The following is a 15795-nucleotide window of genomic DNA, read 5'->3' as shown; positions in this document are numbered from 1 at the left end:
CATCGATGATTTTGACGAGTCCTTCCCTTCTGCTCGAGATCGAACCCGCGTGGGGCGGAGGACTCGTTCGTTTCGACTGGATCGCGGACGGCGCGGCGGCGCCGCTGATGCGCACGTTCGACCGCACGGCGTCGTCATCGGAAACACCCGATCCGAACCGTCTCGCCTGCTATCCGCTGATCCCGTGGTCGGGCCGCGTGTCGGGTGGCGGTTTCTCCATCGACGGACACCGCATCGATTTGCCGCTCAATCGCGCCGAAGAAGCGTGGCCGATTCACGGCAGCGGTTGGCAGCGCGCATGGCAAGTTGCGGATGCATCGGCGTGCGAGGCGTCATTGACGCTCGAGGAAACCGTTGCGGCGGGTTACTGCTACCGGGCCGTGCAGCACTACGCGCTCGACGACAAGACGCTCGTCGTGACCTTGAGCGCGACGAATACCGGTGATATCCCGATGCCGTTCGGCCTCGGGTTACATCCGTTCTTCCCGCGCCACGGCAGGGTCAGCTTGCAAGCCCCGGCGCAGGGTGTCTGGCGCAACGATGGCCGCACGCCGCTGCCGGTCGAACGCATCGGCGTGCCCGCGGCCTGGGATTTCGCTGGTGACGCGGCGCTGCCCGATGGGCTCGACAACTTCTTCGACGGCTGGGACGGCCGTGCGACGATTCGCTGGCCGCAGCGCGGATTGCGTCTGGACATCGATGCCGATGTCGATCGCTACATCGTCTATGTGCCGGCGCAGCGCGACTTCTTTTGCTTCGAGCCGGTCGACCACGCCGCCGACGCGGTCAACCTGCCCGGCGGCGCGGCTGCAAACGGTATGACTCTGCTCGCGCCGGGGCAAACGCTGACGCGGCGATTCGCCTTTCGCGCTTCCGCGGAAGCCTGAAAGTGCGTTGAGGTTTCGCAGGCGCTGAGACGCGCGCGGCGCATACTTGGGTCATGCGCCGCGAACGCACCCCAGACTATACAGACCGCCTCGATGTGCCCGCGCGCGTCAAAGGCCGCGGCGCGCCGTCGAATCCCGAAGGCCGCTTCGAATCGTGCACGACCACGCGCGAGGACGACGGCTGGGAGCCGGACAGCGAACTCGAGCCGCGTCCGCAAACGACGGTGACCGAAGAGCGTGCGCGCACGATCATCAGCCACAACGAATCGCCCGACATTCACTTCACGGCGTCGATCAACGCCTATCGCGGCTGCGAGCATGGCTGCATCTATTGCTACGCGCGGCCGTCGCACAGCTATCTCAATCTCTCGCCGGGCATCGACTTCGAAACCAAGTTGTTTGCGAAGACCAATGCCGCCGAGCAATTGCGCAAGGAGCTGGCGAAGCCGAGCTATGTCTGCTCGCCGATCAATCTCGGCGCGAACACCGACCCGTACCAGCCGATCGAGCGGCGTTACCGCATCACGCGGTCGATCATCGAAGTACTGGCCGAGCACAAACATCCGTTCACGATCATCACGAAGAATGCGCTGGTCGAGCGCGACATCGATTTGCTCGCGCCACTCGGCAAGCAGAAGCTCGTGCACGTTTTCGTTTCGGTCACCTCGCTCGACAATCGCCTCGCGTCCACGCTCGAACCGCGTGCGAGTGCGCCGCACAGACGTTTGAAGGCCGTGGAAACGCTGAATGCGGCCGGCGTGCCCTGCGGCGTGATGGTCGCGCCGATCATCCCGATGGTGACGGACAAATACTTGGAGAAAATTCTCGAAGGCGCCGCGCAAGCCGGTGCACCCGCCGCGGGCTACACGATCGTGCGTTTGCCGTATGAGCTCAAGCATCTGTTCCGCGAATGGCTGGCCTTGCACGTGCCTGAACGCGCCGAGCATGTGATGAGCCTGATCCAGCAGATGCGCGGCGGCCGCGACAACGATGCGAATTTTGGCTCGCGCATGCGCGGCGAAGGCCAGTTCGCCGAACTGATCCGCCAGCGCTTCCAGCTCGCCTGCCGCAAGCACGGCATCAACCGCGGCCGTCCGGTGCAGCTCGACACCACGCAATTCATCGCGCCGCGCGTGCCGTCGCCGCAAGGGGAACTGTTTTCCTAGCGCGACGTTGGTCCTGGCTGAGTTGCCGCGTGATACCCTGCGGCCGATGAGTCCGCCCAACGCCAACGATTACCTGCGTCGAATCCTCACCGCGCGCGTCTACGACGTTGCGCGTGAATCCGAACTCGATTTCGCCCCGAACCTGTCCGCGCGTCTCGACAACCGCGTGTATCTCAAGCGCGAAGACAACCAGCCGGTGTTCTCGTTCAAGCTGCGCGGTGCCTACAACAAGATGGCGCAGCTGAGCGCGGAGCAGCGCACGCGGGGCGTGTTCGCCGCTTCGGCGGGCAATCATGCGCAGGGCGTGGCGCTTGCGGCGAGAAAACTCGGTACGCACGCGGTGATCGTGATGCCGGTGACGACACCGCAGGTCAAGATCGACGCGGTGCGCGCGCACGGTGGCGATGCGGTCGAGATCGTGCTCGCGGGCGAGTCGTACAGCGATGCCTACGCCGCCGCGGTCAAGCTCGGCACCGAGCGCGGCCTGACCCTTGTTCATCCGTTCGATGATGCCGATGTGATCGCGGGTCAGGGTACGGTCGCGATGGAGATCCTGCGTCAGCACCAGGCGCCGATCCACGCGATCTTCGTGCCGATCGGCGGTGGCGGTCTGATTGCGGGTGTCGCCGCCTACGTGAAAGCCGTGCGCCCGGAGATCAAGGTCATCGGCGTGCAAACCGAAGATTCGGATGCGATGGCGCGTTCGCTCGAACAAGGCGAGCGCGTGGAGCTGCGCGAAGTCGGCCTGTTTTCCGATGGCACCGCGGTCAAGCTCGCCGGCGAGGAAACGTTCCGTCTCTGCCGCGAGCACGTCGATGAGGTGCTGCGCGTCGACACCGACGCTTTGTGCGCCGCGATCAAGGACGTGTTCGCCGACACGCGCAGCATGCTCGAACCGGCGGGTGCACTCGCTGTTGCCGGCGCCAAGCAATACGCCGAACGTGAGAACTTGCGCGACGAGACACTGATCGCGATTGCCAGCGGCGCCAATCTCAATTTCGATCGCTTGCGCTTTGTCGCCGAACGCGCCGAAGTCGGCGAGGCACGCGAGGCGCTGTTCGCGGTCACGATTCCCGAAGAGCGCGGCAGCTTCCGCCGCTTCTGCACCCTGCTCGGCGCGCGCAGCATCACCGAATTCAATTACCGCATCGGCGATCCGAAGCAGGCACGGCTGTTCGTCGGCGTGCAGATCCGCGACCGCGACGAGCCCGCGCGCATCGCCGAAGCTTTTGCACAAGGCGGTTTCGAGGTGCTCGATCTGACCCACGACGAACTCGCCAAGCTGCACCTGCGCTACATGATCGGTGGCCGCGGCGATCTCGCCACGGACGAGCTGCTCTACCGATTCGATTTCCCCGAACGCCCCGGAGCGCTTGGACGTTTCCTCGACGCGCTCGATCCGGCCTGGAACATCAGCCTGTTCCACTATCGCAATCATGGCGCCGACTACGGTCGCATCCTCGTCGGCATCCAGGTGCCGCCGGCCGATCGCGCCAGCTTCGCCGACTTCCTCGCCCGGCTCGGCTATGCATATCGCGACGAGAGCGAGAATCCGGCGTATCGACTCCTGCTGCGCGGCGATTAAACCCCGGAGCTGTCTCCGCGCATCGAACGGTGCGCCTCAGAAAGGAGAATTCCGGATGCTTCGTTGTATTAGTGCGCTGTCGATCGCTTTGTTCTTCTTGTCGGCCGCCGTGCATGCCGACGCGGAATCGGCGAAAGCGACCGCCTTCGTCCACGTCAACGTGCTGCCGATGGACCGCGAGCACGTGCTGCGCGATCAGACCGTGCTGGTCCGCGGTGATCGCATCGTCGCGATCGGCCACCGCATAGACGTGCCGGCCGACGCGACACGCGTCGATGGTCACGGCACGGCCTGGCTGTCGCCAGGGCTTGCCGACATGCACACACACTCGCAGACAAAGAACGACCTCGCTGTTTATCTCGCCAATGGCGTGACCACGGTGCTCAACATGGGCGACGCGCGCGCGGGCTTCGTCGACAAGATCGTACCCGCGGTCAACCGCGGCGAACTGCCGGGGCCGCACGTCTACACGGGTTTTCTCGTCGATGGTTCGCCTGATTACAACGGCTTCGTCGTGCGCACGCAGGATGAAGCACGCGCCTTCGTCGGCCTGGCGAAGACGAACGGTTACGACTTCATCAAGGTCTATGTCGACCTCTCGCCCGAGGTGTTTTCGGCGTTCGCCGACGAAGGTGCGCGGCTCGGCTTGCCGGTGATCGGACACGGCGTCCGTGCGGTGCGGCTTGAACGCCAGCTCGAGCAAGGGCAAGTATTGGTCGCGCATGCGGAGGAATTCTTCTACACATTCTTCACTCCGCTCGGCGTCGAGGAAACTGACACGCCGCCGGAAGTCGGCCGCATTCCCGCAGCGGTTGCGCTGGCGAAGCGTCACGCAACGACCGTCACGGCCGACCTCGTCACCTATGCCGCGATCGCGCATCAGATCGGCCACGCGGAAGTTGTTGCACAGTTTCTCGCGCGGCCCGACTCGTATTTCCTCGACCCGAACGACCGCTTGCACTGGCAGACGAGCGACTATGTCGGCAAGAGCGCGAGACTCGAGGCCAAGCTCGAATTCTTGCGCCGCCTGGTCAAGGCGATGGCAGACGCGGGCGTCGAACTGGTCGCCGGGACCGATGCGCCGGCCGTTCCGGGCTGTCTTCCGGGATTTTCGTTGCACGACGATCTCGCCGAACTCGAAGCTTCGGGTTTGACGCGCTATCAGGCGTTGACGACCGCGACGCGCGCGCCGGGCGCTTTCATCGAGCGAACCAAGCACGGCGACCACTTTGGTGTCGTCGTGACGGGATATCGCGCCGATCTGGTTCTTTCCGCGCGGAATCCGCTCGATTCGCTGGCGACGCTGCGCAAGCCGCTTGGTGTCATGGCCGCTGGCCACTGGCGCGATGCGGCCGAACTCGACGCATTGAAAGCTCGCGTCCGCGCAAGCTACCGACAGGCGTCGGCGGGGTATTGAACGCCGCCTCTCGTCGTAGGGGTATTGCGACTACGACCCCGGCGCCAGCCAGCCGAGCACGTCAACGACGATATCGGTCGTTCCCGCGGAGTTGAATAGACTGACTTTGCCATTGCTGCCAATCGCGGAAATCACGAGGTTCGGACGTGTCTGCCCCGGCGCGACGTTGAGGTTCGACGCATTCGGGCGCGAGAAACCCGAAGGCCAAGCAGTGATGTAACCGACTGCGCTTGGCGACACCGCGGTAACATTGAGCACGACCGCAGCCGCGTTCGCAGGAACGCCGCCGCGGCCACTGACGTCGAGATCGAGCATCGCCTGCGCGCCCATTGCGCCGATGCCGGAGAATTTCCCGTCCAGCGTGCCACCACCCGCGCGGGTATCGAGCAGACGCGCCGGCGTGAGCGAAATCAACTGCGCATCGCTTGGAAACCAGCCGACGACGTCGGCGATCAGCTGCGTGCTGCCACCGGAGAACAACGATACCTCGCCATTCGTTCCAACGCCGGTGACAACGAGATTGGGCACCGTCTGGGCAGGCGCAAAGTTGAGGTTGGACGCCAGCGGCTGCACCTGGCCGCTAGGCCAAACCGTGATGTAACCGATTGAGGCGGGAGCGGTCACCGTGACGTTCATGACCACCCCGGCGACGCCGCTGGCGGGAACGCCGCCGCGCCCCGTGACCTTGAGATCAAGCTTCTGGCCACTGCCCAAGCCGCCGCTACCGGCGAACTGCCCATCGATGGTTGTAAATCCGGGGCGCGTATCGAGGATGCGCGCGGGAACGAGTGCCGCCACCTTTGATGCGGCATCGAAATACCACGCGGTATCGGCAATCAGGTCGGTCGTGCCCGCGAAGTTGAACAGCGACACCATGCCGCCGTTGCCGAGGCCTGCGAGCGCGAGGTTCGGCACCGTTTGCCCGGCAGTGAAGTTGAGGTTGGACGCGAGCGGCCAGTTCGTTCCGGTCGGCCACGCGGTGACGAAGCTGAGTGCGGTCGTGTTGGTCGCGGTCAGGTTGAGCATGACCGCGGTCGCGCCGCTCGCGGGCACGCCGCCGCGGCCGGCAACGAGCAGGTCGAGGGTCGACCCCGCGCCGCGTGCCCCGCCGCCGGCGAACAGTCCGTCGCTCGTGGTGAATGCCGCGCGCGTGTCGAGGATGCGCGCCGGAAATCTTGGTAGTACCGTCGCGCCGAAATTGTTGCGCACGCATTCTGCCGCGGCGCTACTGTTGTCGTAGGCGACAACAGTGCCCAGAGGCATTACCTCGAAGTTGCTCAGAGCGACGCCGAACAAAGAGTGCGAGTCGATGCCGAGATCCGTCCATTGGTGTGTGCTGAACATGCCGTCGTCGGCCGTCAGCGGCACCGAGCCGCCGTCGGACAGGAACATCCCGTACTTCTTCAGCGTGCGCAGGATGACCTGCGCGGCCGGGTTGTAGGCAGAGATGTTGAAGCCCGGCTGCAGACGCAGATGCGCACCATACGGAATTGCGTCGGGCGAAGACGAATTCGGCGCGCCGTTGTGGCTGGCCGGATAGACGTAGGCGCCGCGGCGCATGCGGCTGTTTGGCAGGATGAAACGGATCGCATGGCCGAGGTCGCCGTTCGTCTGCATCGCGGCGTAGACTTCGTCAGGGCCGAAGATCAGCGGCGCCATCGGAAAGCCTGCCGCGTCGGCGCTCGTGCAGCCGTCGCCGCGACCGTTCTGCGGATAAACGAGATCGAGCCGCCATTTCACCAGGCACAGCGAATGCAGGCCGGCGGTGTCCACGGTGGTTTGATAGGACTCGTACAGCGTGTTGCCGTCTACGACGAACAAGTGGCAGTCGTTATTGGCGATATCGCAGCTGTAGTTGCTCGAACCTTCGATCGCGCCGGTGGCCGGCAAAGGCACGCTCACGCCGGTATCGCAGTCGGGCAGGTAATAGCCGGGTTCCTTGACCAATGCGGTTGACGTAGTTGCCTGCCCGGCGGTGTAGAGTGTGTGCATCGAGAAGTCGAGCTGGAACTGGGTGGTCCCCGTTCCCCAGCCGATGCTCGCGGCGATCATCTTCGCCGAATTCGGATCGGCGGCTTGGGAGGAAATGTCCTGGTTCCAGATAGCGCCGGGCGGGAAACGCGGGGTCGCCTGCACCGCAGGCGCGGCGACGCCGGTCAACAACAGTGCGCACAGCAGAGCAGGCAAATATCGCATCGTTCGAATCCGAGACGATCGTTGGCAGCAAATTCACGCCGGACCTTACGGGTCGCGGTGCGGAACGGCGAGCGACAGCATAGGCCGCTCGCAACTTCCGTTTTGTGCGTAAACGCGCATCTAGCCCGTCGTTGCAGCGTTGCCGTAGAGGACTTCCGCACTCTGAAACAACACCCACGAGGTCGCGATGTACTTGTGCGCTCGCTTCGGCTTGTTGCCGCGATGCGTGTGGGTGAAACCTGCGGGCGCGATCAGCAAGCTGCCGGTCTTCGGCGTGATCTTGCGCTGCTGGTGATAGAACTCGGTTTCGCCTTCGTCGAAATCGTCGTTGAGATAGAGCGTCCACAGCAGGGTCCGACTCAGCGTGTCGGGCTTGCGCTCGGGATAGACCTCGCAGTGCCAGCGCGGGTAGCCGCCTTCGTCGGCAACGTATTTCTGCACGTTGATCTGGCCGGGACGGAATGCCTTCATGACGAGCGCAGTCAGGCGTGTGTCGTCCAATGCGGCAAGGCGGTCCGGGTCGAGCAGGGTTGAAGCGCCGGTCTGCGGATCCTTCATGCGCAGCCAAACCGGGCCCAGGATCGTGTACGGGTACTTGCGCAGGTAGGCGAGCAGGCTGCGCAGCATCGCATTGTTGAGCTGGGTCTCGGCCTGCTTCCAGCGTGCGTCGTCCGAGATGCAGATGTCCCAACTGTTCTTCATCGAGGTCTCGACACCGCCGCCCATCGCGCCGCGCGCGATGTTGTCGCTGGCCTCGAACGCCGCGATCAGCGCCCGGCATTGCTCGACCGGAGCGGCGTTGTCGAAAACTTCGATGAAATCGGGAAGGCCCATCGATATTCCATGCAGCCAAAACACACCTATTGTCGCGGCTGTGGCAAGACCGCGCCAGCCCGCCGCCAACCATGTCTGCTGACATCAGGCTGGCAGCAGCCCCCGCGCATGATGGCTGCGCAGTGGCACCCCAACCGCAAACAAGGAAACCGTCATGCTCAATCCGAATGTCCCCGCCTGGTTCGAGATTCCCGCCAATCGCCTCGATCGTGCGCAGAAGTTCTACGAAACCATTCTCGGCGTACAGCTCAAGCGCGAAAACATGGGTGGCGGCGAGATGGCCGTGTTCCCCTACGGCGGCAGACCGAATGCGAGCGGCGCGCTGATCCAGCACGAGCAACTCGAGCCATCGGTGCTCGGCAGCACGATCTATCTCAACGTCGAGGATTTGCGCCCCGTGCTCGCGCGCGTGCACGAACAGGGCGGCGACACGATCGTGCCGCGTACCGAATTGCCCGACGGCATCGGCTACTTCGCTCAGTTCATCGACAGCGAAGGCAATCGCGTCGGCCTGTTCTCGCCGGTGTGAGGTTCGGATGAATCGGGGCGGCGCTATCATGTGCGGATGCGCCGCGCCGACCGTTTGTTCCTCATCATCCACGCCTTGCGCGGGCGTCGCACGGCGCTACCCGCGCGGCGCCTCGCGGAAACGCTCGGCGTTTCGCTGCGCACGGTCTATCGCGACGTCGTCGACCTGCAGACTTCGGGCGTGCCGATCGAGGGCGAGGCCGGCGTCGGCTATGTTCTGCGCAAGGGCGCGGACATTCCGCCGCTGATGTTCACCGCCGACGAACTCGAATCGCTCGTCGTCGGCACGCGTTTCGTGCGTGCTTTCGCCGGCGCACGCCTGGCCAAGGGTGCGCAGGCGGCACTGCTCAAAATCGAGGCGGTGTTGCCGGCGGAGCTGAAGCAACGCAGCGAACGCTCGCGCATCTTCGCGCCGACCTGGCGCGAGCGCATGCAGCGCGCGAGCGTGATCGACCGTCTGCACGAAGCCGTGGTCGAGCATCGCGTATTGCGCCTCGACTACGCCGATGGCGCCGGTCGCGCGAGCGAGCGCGAGATCGAGCCGCTGTGCCTAGCGTTCTGGGGCGGCGCGTGGACCCTCGGCGCCTGGTGCCGGCTGCGCCGCGACTTCCGCAGTTTCCGTCCCGACCGCATGGCCGTGTTCGAGACCACTGGCGAGGTCTTCGTCGAAACGCCCGAGCGTGGGCTTGAAGCGTATCTGCGCGCGGCCAGCGCCAATCCCGAAATGAGGGACTGAGAAGGTATGGACGCCGAAGCGAACATTCGCGCAGCGAATGGCCCGAAGGGCACGCGGCAGTATTGCCGCGTGTAATGATCATGTCTTCGTCGCAGCGCAACGTCGATTTCATTCTCGAGCAGATCGCCGGCGCCGGCACTGTCTCGGCACGCAGGATGTTCGGCGAATGGGGCCTGTATTGCGACGGACGCCTCGTCGCGCTGGTCTGCGACGATCGCCTGTTCGTCAAGCCGACCGAGGCGGGTCGCGAATTCCTCGGCGAAGTGGAGCTCGCCCAACCCTACCCGCAGGCCAAACCTTGGTATCTTGTTGCCGAGGAGAAATGGGACGAACGCGAGTGGCTGGCGCGTCTGGTCGCGATCACCACGGCGCAGCTGCCGATGCCATTGCCGAAACCGCCGCGCAAGAAGAAGCCGAAGAAATGACACAATCCGGGAATGTTCGAATGAAGCGTCTGTGCATAGCGTTGTTGCTCACTTCCGCGCTCGTGGGGCAGGTCCACGCAGGAAGTCCCGATCAAGGCAGTGCCGACGAGCGCTTCGAGAATTTGTACAAGTCCGAATGGACCTGGCGCCAGCAGCAGTTCCCCGGCCTCGACAACGAAGATCGCGAAGCGGCCGACAAGGACGACTGCCTGCCCGCGGTCGACGCCAAGGCGCAGGCGGCGCGCCTCGCTTACTGGGACGACGTGCTAAAGAAGCTCGCCTCGATCAAGCCGGACGAGCTTTCGCCCGGCAACAAGGTCAACTACGCGGTGTACAAGCCGCAGCTCGAGAATCTCGCCGCCGGCGTCCGTTTCCGCGACTACGAGATGCCGCTCAACAGCGATTCGCAGTTCTGGTCCGACCTGCGCTTTATGGCCGACCGGCCGTTGAAAAATGCGGCCGCGGCCAAGGCCTACATCGCCCGCCTCAACGACGTGCCGCGTTATTTCGACGAGCAGATCGGCAACATGCGTGCCGGCTTGAAGCGCGGTTTTTCCGTGCCGCGCGCGGTGCTGGCCGGTCGTGATGTATCCATTTCCACATTTACCAAAGTGGAAAAAGCGGAGGACAGCGATTTCTACAAGCCGTTCGCGGCGTTGCCGTCGACGATTCCCGCCGATGCGCAGGCCGCGCTGCGCGCCGACGCGGCACGGGCGATCCGCGAGAAGGTCATCCCTTCCTACGCGAAGCTGCTCAGGTTCTTCCGCGAGGAATACGTGCCGCGCGCGCGCCCCACACTCGCGGCCGAAGCGCTGCCGGACGGCAAAGCGTTCTATCGCCAGCAGATCAAGGAATACACCACGCTCGATCTCGATCCCGATGCGATCCACGAGATCGGCCTCAAGCAAGTCGCGCGCATTGATGCGGAGATGCAGGCGACGATGCGCGCGACCGGCTTCAAGGGCGACTTCCCGGCCTTCCTCAAGTTCCTGCGCAGCGATGCGCAGTTCTATCCCAAGACCGGGGACGAACTACTGATGCGCGCGTCGTGGATCGCCAAGCGCGTCGACGCCAAGCTCGGCCAGTACTTCAAGACTTTGCCGCGCGGCCGTTTCGGCATCGTGCCGGTGCCCGACGCGATCGCGCCGTTCTGGACCGCCGGCCGCGGCAGTGCGCATACCTATTGGGTCAACACCTACGATCTGCCATCGCGGCCGTTGTACAACCTCACCGCGCTGACCCTGCACGAATCCGCACCTGGCCACGCGCTGCAGGGCGAACTCGCCGAGGAGGCGAAGGCGCAGCCCGAATTCCGCTCGCACAGCTACATATCCGCTTACGGCGAGGGCTGGGCGCTGTACTGCGAGAAGCTCGGCAAGGAGATGGGCATCTATCTGACCCCGTACGACGACTTCGGTCGCGAGACCTACGAGATGTGGCGCGCCGCGCGTCTGGTCATCGACACCGGCATCCACCACAAGGGCTGGACGCGGCAGCAGGCAATCGACTATCTCGCCGGCCACACTGCGTTGTCGCAGCACGAAGTCGAAACCGAAGTCGACCGCTATATTTCCTGGCCCGGGCAGGCGCTGAGCTACAAGCTCGGCGAGATCAAGATCGTCGAGCTGCGCGCGCGCGCGGAGAAAGCGCTCGGTGAGAAATTCGACGTTCGCAGCTTCCACGACGCCGTGCTCGAGACAGGCTCGGTGCCGTTGCCGGTGCTCGAGCAACACATCGACGCCTATATCGCTCAGAACAAGGCGGGTTGAGCTCCCGGGCGACTTCCGTCGAGCCGGCTCAACCGGGTCGAATCGAAGCGCCCGGTTTCGCTGTCGCGGTAATGTTGGCGAGTGCCTGTTCCATCCTGAAACAGGCTGTCACGTCCCTGACCCGGTCAAATTGCTCCAAAGCCGGACAGCGGAAATTTTGCGCTTGCGGGATACCACAGTCGTAGATCCGCACTGAACAGGCTTTCCGGTTGCCTTGCGCCGCAACATCGGATCGATTTCCAGCGCGCGCGCGGTTGACTGCCACTTTCAAACGACTGGCGCCCGCGACCCGGTCACTACACTGCCTGCAACGTTGTGCAATGGCCGTAGCGGGGACGAAATCAGGAACCACCAAAACACGCAAGGAGCCTGCGGATTTCGTGCAACGGGCCGCGGTGGGATGTTGTTTGGCCGAATCCGACCGGGGTGATTCGAGTTCCGTCGATGGGCCCGCAGCGGCCCCCAATTGGGAGGACAACATGCAATGTAGTTCGAAGTCGAAAGAAAAAATGCAGGCAGGCAGTGCGAAGCACGCCGGCACGGGTTCGTTCGCGTTGCGGGACCAGCGATTCGCGATTATCGCAATCGCCGTGTCCGCGTTGCTGGCGACGCCGGCCTACGCGGTGGAATTGGCGAGTGGAGACTGGACGGTTGACGTCGGCGGCATCGTCAACGCGTACTACACGGCGACGAGTTGTTCGGGCGACGCCGTCGGCGGTCCCGCGCTGGCCGGCAAGGCGCTCGGCTGCAGCGGCGAGAATCACAAGACGACGATCGGCAACGGACTTTTGCCCAGCGGCCTGATTACCAAGTTCAAGACCGTACAGGACGGCATCGAGATCGGCGGCACGATCGGCATCATGGTGCATGCGGCCACCGATTCCGGCATCGCCGCGAACAGTGGCGTCGACGTGCGCCAGGCGTTCTTCACGATCGGCACGGCTGAAGCGGGCACGCTCAAGATCGGTCGCGACTACGGCATCTTCGGTGCCAACGCGATCCTCGGCGACATGACCCTGCTCGGTGCGGGTGCCCCGGTGCAGGCCACGCAGCGCGGTCGCGTCACGCTCGGCCACATCGGCGCCGGCTACACCTATCTGGATCACTACGGCCAGATGACCTATACCTCGCCGGTGCTCGGCGGAGGTTTCACATTCTCGGGCGGCATCATGAGTCCGGTCGACACGGCGCCGTTCGTGTCCAAGGCCTATCCGCAGTTCCAGGGTCAGCTCGCCTGGGCCGGCAACGGCTTCAAGGCCTGGGTCGGTCTGAAATCGCAAAAGTTCTACGGCGCAAACAACAGCGGCGGCAACTTCACCGAGACCGCGGGCGAGATCGGTGCCTCGTATTCGGGCGGTCCGTTCGGATTCCTGGTCAATTATCAGGAAGGCACCGGCATCGGCATCCTCAGCGACGGCGACCAGGGCGACGTCAAGGGCCGCAACTATCTGGTCCAGGGCTCGTACAACCTCACCGAGAAGCTCAAGTTCGGTCTGAACTACGGCGAGAGCCGCACCAAGGACGACAACGAGTACAACTACCTGCTCAACGGCAGCTTCAAGTCCAACGCCAATGTCACCGGCGGCCTCTACTACAAGCTGACCAAGAGCGTGACCCTGGTCGGCGAGTTCGGTCGCACCGAATCGAAGGACTATCTCGGCAACACTGCCAAAATGTGGGGCGGTTCGCTCGGCGGCATCGTTTTCTTCTGACTATCTGGCCCCGGCGTGGCACCACGCCGGGACATGCGCTGTGCACGAGGCCAGGGAAGGCCATCTCCCCCGCACTGCCTGCGAATCAGATGCTGTCCGCATCACGCTGCAGCGGCAGCTCGGCACCGGACGCGGCGAGGTCGCGCACGTTCTTCTGCACTGCCACCGCGGCGAACAGGCCGAGCGCGTAGGCCATCGCATAGAAGCCCTTCTCGCTCGGCGCCAGCGTCGCGTTCCACAGGCCCACAGTCAGCAGCACGATGGCGAGTATCAGCGAGGTCCAGCACAGGCCGTAGTAGATGCTGGTGACGGCGATGCCTTCGCTACGGTCGCGCACCGATTTCTGTAGCGATACCGCTGCGAACAAACCGAACACGAGGATGGCGAAGTAGTAGCCCTTCTCGTTGAGAGCCATCTGCGCGTGCCACAGGCCCCACAGGTAGGTGATCACACCGAGGAACAACGCCGCCCACGAGGCGCCGACGAAGGCCGCGGTCGGGCGTTGCAGTTGCGCTTTCATGTCGATTCCCGTCGTTGCTGCCGGATTGGCGCGGCCAGCATGCGCGCGCGTTCGGCGCCTGTCGCGCAGCGCGGGCGCGGGTATCGACAGGCGATCCGCGCGGGATCGTGCGGTTCAGCAGTGAATTGCGCGATCGGCGACGACGATGCCGTCCGCGTCGGCGTACAGCCACGCGCCCGGTTGGAAACGCACGCCGGCGAATTCGACCACGCGATCAGCCATGCCCGAATGCAACCCTTTCTCGCTCTTGCGTGGATGCGCGGCGAGTGCCTTCACGCCGACGTCCTGCGCGGCGAGTTCCGCCGTGTCGCGCACGCAACCGTTGACGATAATGCCGGCCCAGCCGTTCTTCACCGCAAGTTCGCCGAGCATGCCGCCGACCAGCGCGCAGCGCAGCGAACCGCCGCCGTCGACGACGAGCACGCGGCCCGCGCCCGGCGTTTCCAGCGTCGCGCGCACGAGCGCGTTGTCCTCGAACACCTTGAGCGTTGCGATCGGTCCGTGGAATGTGCGCTTGCCGCCGTAGTCGCGGAACACGGGCGCGCAGGCCTGTGCTTCGGGATGTGCGTCGGAAAGATCTGCCGTGGCAGGACTCGGCGTGGCCATCAGACATCCCCGTCCTTGAGCCAACCCTCGCCGCTGCCGCGCTGGTAGACCTTGTCGCTTTCGAGCACGTTGCCCGCGGGGATCGACGGTTGCGCGGCAAGCTCGGCGTAATACGGTGTGAAGTCCGGTTCGGTCGCGCGCATGAGCTGCTCGAAGCTGTCGATGACGAAATACGTTTTCTGGTACGTGTCGATGCGATAGCGCGTGCGCATGATGCGATGCAGATCGAAACCGATGCGGTTCGGCGCCGCCGATTCGAGGCTGTGGATCGACTCGCCCTTGGAGGAGACGATGCCCGAGCCGTAGATGCGCAGGCCATCGTCCTGTTTGATCAGACCGAACTCGACCGTGTACCAGTACAGGCGCGTGAGGTTGACCAGCGCTTCGGCACCGACGCCGTGCGCCTTGACCCCGCCCGCGCCGTAGGCCTGCATGTAGTCGGCGAACATCGGTTCGAGCAGCAGCGGCACGTGGCCGAACAGGTCGTGGAACAGGTCGGGTTCGCTGATGTAGTCAATCTGATCGGGGCGGCGGATCCACCACGTAACCGGAAAGCGCCGGTTGGCGAGATGATCGAAGAAGGTCAGCTCCGGCAGCAGGCCTTCGACGCCGATCAATTCCCAACCTGTCGCCGCCTTGAGCACGCGATTGAGGTCCTCGAACTTCGGAATCGCGTCCTGCGTCATGCCGAAGCGCTGCTGGTTGCCGATGAATTCGCGGCAGGCGCGGCCGACGAGCACTTCGCGCTGGCGCTCGAACAGCGTCGCCCACGTCGCGTGGTCGTCGCGGCTGTAGCTCACCCACGGCTGCTCGACCACGGCCGTCGTGTAGACGGGCACGTTGCCCTTGTCGGTTTGCTGATGCTCGACGCGGCGAGGCTGTGCGTTCATGGCGGCGCTCTGGGCGAATTGGTTTCTAATGTTACTACTTCTCGCAAGCAGAACGAGAACGGGAGGTTCTAGAACGGCTTCGCCACAATCAGTCAGAACACAGCGAGCAACGATACAAGGCGGGCACCCCTAACCAGAGCCAAACGCGGGCTTGATGGTGATACGCATCGGAAAGCGGCACGCCTTCGTGTTGCCGCGTGAATTCGCCTGAATACGCATCAGTGACGGCCCCCGATCTGCAGGCAAGTTCAGTTTCGCGGCAAGTTCGGCGGTTTTCGTGTCGTAACGCCCCGCAACGTACAGTTCGATTGCAGATTCCGTCGCCAGCGTGGCGCAGATGCGCGTGTCGAAAAATCCGTAGCCGCCGAGAACCAATACACGGTGCATGCAATCGTTGTCTGAGGATGTGTCGTTGCGGCAGCGAGCGTCTGCTTGAAGACCACCGCGCGTGATAATCCGGTTCGGCCGCCTGATTCGCCTGGACAAGTCTCGCACCCTGCGACCGCAATCCGTATCCTCGCGCG

The 15795-nt window shown here is 64.1% G+C and carries 15 protein-coding genes; 9 read left to right on the top strand and 6 right to left on the bottom strand.

Going from position 1 to position 15795, the window contains the following annotated elements; genetic code table 11:
- Positions 1–5: 5 nt before the first annotated feature.
- From F455_RS19805 to F455_RS19800, 4 genes are read left to right on the top strand one after another with little or no spacing between them, the layout of a single operon-like run.
- Positions 6–887, top strand: coding sequence for an aldose 1-epimerase (locus F455_RS19805; protein WP_018972125.1), 882 nt, complete (start codon positions 6–8; stop codon positions 885–887).
- Between the two features lie 53 nt (positions 888–940).
- Positions 941–2053 (top strand): PA0069 family radical SAM protein, encoded by a 1113-nt coding sequence (locus F455_RS0104730; RefSeq protein ID WP_018972124.1) that lies wholly within the window; start codon positions 941–943, stop codon positions 2051–2053.
- A 46-nt stretch (positions 2054–2099) separates the two neighbouring features.
- A complete protein-coding gene (ilvA, locus tag F455_RS0104725) occupies positions 2100–3638 on the top strand; it encodes a threonine ammonia-lyase, biosynthetic (protein ID WP_018972123.1) in 1539 nt (512 codons plus the stop codon).
- 55 nt (positions 3639–3693) lie between these two features.
- A complete protein-coding gene (locus F455_RS19800) occupies positions 3694–5055 on the top strand; it encodes an amidohydrolase family protein (protein ID WP_018972122.1) in 1362 nt (453 codons plus the stop codon).
- Positions 5056–5085: 30 nt separating this feature from the next.
- Here F455_RS19800 and F455_RS21860 read toward each other — a convergent pair whose 3' ends face one another.
- On the bottom strand, positions 5086–7251 hold the full coding sequence (locus F455_RS21860; RefSeq protein ID WP_018972121.1) for a hypothetical protein: 2166 nt from the start codon (positions 7249–7251) through the stop codon (positions 5086–5088).
- 120 nt (positions 7252–7371) lie between these two features.
- The gene (locus F455_RS0104710; protein ID WP_018972120.1) at positions 7372–8085 is read right to left on the bottom strand and encodes a 2OG-Fe(II) oxygenase; all 714 of its coding nucleotides are present in this window, start codon (positions 8083–8085) and stop codon (positions 7372–7374) included.
- A gap of 154 nt (positions 8086–8239) precedes the next feature.
- Here F455_RS0104710 and F455_RS0104705 point away from each other — a divergent pair, with 154 nt between their 5' ends.
- The 5 genes from F455_RS0104705 (at position 8240) to F455_RS0104685 (ending at position 13255) form a co-directional block, all read left to right on the top strand.
- A complete protein-coding gene (locus tag F455_RS0104705) occupies positions 8240–8614 on the top strand; it encodes a VOC family protein (protein ID WP_018972119.1) in 375 nt (124 codons plus the stop codon).
- Between the two features lie 36 nt (positions 8615–8650).
- Positions 8651–9349 (top strand): helix-turn-helix transcriptional regulator, encoded by a 699-nt coding sequence (locus tag F455_RS0104700; RefSeq protein WP_018972118.1) that lies wholly within the window; start codon positions 8651–8653, stop codon positions 9347–9349.
- Between the two features lie 80 nt (positions 9350–9429).
- Positions 9430–9774 (top strand): TfoX/Sxy family protein, encoded by a 345-nt coding sequence (locus F455_RS0104695; protein ID WP_026293073.1) that lies wholly within the window; start codon positions 9430–9432, stop codon positions 9772–9774.
- 20 nt (positions 9775–9794) lie between these two features.
- Entirely contained in the window at positions 9795–11543 is a 1749-nt protein-coding gene (locus tag F455_RS0104690) for a DUF885 domain-containing protein (protein WP_018972116.1), read from the top strand.
- Between the two features lie 590 nt (positions 11544–12133).
- A complete protein-coding gene (locus F455_RS0104685) occupies positions 12134–13255 on the top strand; it encodes a porin (RefSeq protein WP_245539937.1) in 1122 nt (373 codons plus the stop codon).
- Positions 13256–13340: 85 nt separating this feature from the next.
- Here F455_RS0104685 and yiaA read toward each other — a convergent pair whose 3' ends face one another.
- The 4 genes from yiaA to F455_RS0104665 all read right to left on the bottom strand — a co-directional run bounded on the left by yiaA (position 13341) and on the right by F455_RS0104665 (position 15658).
- Entirely contained in the window at positions 13341–13775 is a 435-nt protein-coding gene (yiaA, locus tag F455_RS0104680; protein WP_018972114.1) for an inner membrane protein YiaA, read from the bottom strand.
- Positions 13776–13889: 114 nt separating this feature from the next.
- The gene (gene rraA / locus F455_RS0104675) at positions 13890–14381 is read right to left on the bottom strand and encodes a ribonuclease E activity regulator RraA (RefSeq protein WP_018972113.1); all 492 of its coding nucleotides are present in this window, start codon (positions 14379–14381) and stop codon (positions 13890–13892) included.
- Positions 14381–15271, bottom strand: coding sequence for a phenylalanine 4-monooxygenase (phhA, locus tag F455_RS0104670; RefSeq protein ID WP_018972112.1), 891 nt, complete (start codon positions 15269–15271; stop codon positions 14381–14383). Before phhA ends, rraA begins: the two co-directional genes overlap by 1 nt.
- 129 nt (positions 15272–15400) lie before the next feature.
- Positions 15401–15658, bottom strand: coding sequence for a hypothetical protein (locus F455_RS0104665; RefSeq protein WP_157578447.1), 258 nt, complete (start codon positions 15656–15658; stop codon positions 15401–15403).
- Positions 15659–15795 lie beyond the last annotated feature (137 nt).

It is taken from the genome of Rudaea cellulosilytica DSM 22992, from assembly GCF_000378125.1.
Classification (GTDB): Bacteria; Pseudomonadota; Gammaproteobacteria; order Xanthomonadales; family Rhodanobacteraceae; genus Rudaea; species Rudaea cellulosilytica.
The sequence above is the reverse complement of the archived record's forward strand: the minus strand, read 5'-3'. Positions and strand labels throughout refer to the sequence as shown.

Bases quoted from the DNA above. Each gene is read 5' to 3' on its own strand.
- F455_RS19805 (WP_018972125.1), top strand. From the start codon at position 6: ATGATTTTGACGAGTCCTTCCCTTCTGCTCGAGATCGAACCCGCGTGG.
- F455_RS0104730 (WP_018972124.1), top strand. From the start codon at position 941: ATGCGCCGCGAACGCACCCCAGACTATACAGACCGCCTCGATGTGCCC.
- ilvA (WP_018972123.1), top strand. From the start codon at position 2,100: ATGAGTCCGCCCAACGCCAACGATTACCTGCGTCGAATCCTCACCGCG.
- F455_RS19800 (WP_018972122.1), top strand. From the start codon at position 3,694: ATGCTTCGTTGTATTAGTGCGCTGTCGATCGCTTTGTTCTTCTTGTCG.
- F455_RS21860 (WP_018972121.1), bottom strand. From the start codon at position 7,251: ATGCGATATTTGCCTGCTCTGCTGTGCGCACTGTTGTTGACCGGCGTC.
- F455_RS0104710 (WP_018972120.1), bottom strand. From the start codon at position 8,085: ATGGGCCTTCCCGATTTCATCGAAGTTTTCGACAACGCCGCTCCGGTC.
- F455_RS0104705 (WP_018972119.1), top strand. From the start codon at position 8,240: ATGCTCAATCCGAATGTCCCCGCCTGGTTCGAGATTCCCGCCAATCGC.
- F455_RS0104700 (WP_018972118.1), top strand. From the start codon at position 8,651: ATGCGCCGCGCCGACCGTTTGTTCCTCATCATCCACGCCTTGCGCGGG.
- F455_RS0104695 (WP_026293073.1), top strand. From the start codon at position 9,430: ATGTCTTCGTCGCAGCGCAACGTCGATTTCATTCTCGAGCAGATCGCC.
- F455_RS0104690 (WP_018972116.1), top strand. From the start codon at position 9,795: ATGAAGCGTCTGTGCATAGCGTTGTTGCTCACTTCCGCGCTCGTGGGG.
- yiaA (WP_018972114.1), bottom strand. From the start codon at position 13,775: ATGAAAGCGCAACTGCAACGCCCGACCGCGGCCTTCGTCGGCGCCTCG.
- rraA (WP_018972113.1), bottom strand. From the start codon at position 14,381: ATGGCCACGCCGAGTCCTGCCACGGCAGATCTTTCCGACGCACATCCC.
- phhA (WP_018972112.1), bottom strand. From the start codon at position 15,271: ATGAACGCACAGCCTCGCCGCGTCGAGCATCAGCAAACCGACAAGGGC.
- F455_RS0104665 (WP_157578447.1), bottom strand. From the start codon at position 15,658: ATGCACCGTGTATTGGTTCTCGGCGGCTACGGATTTTTCGACACGCGC.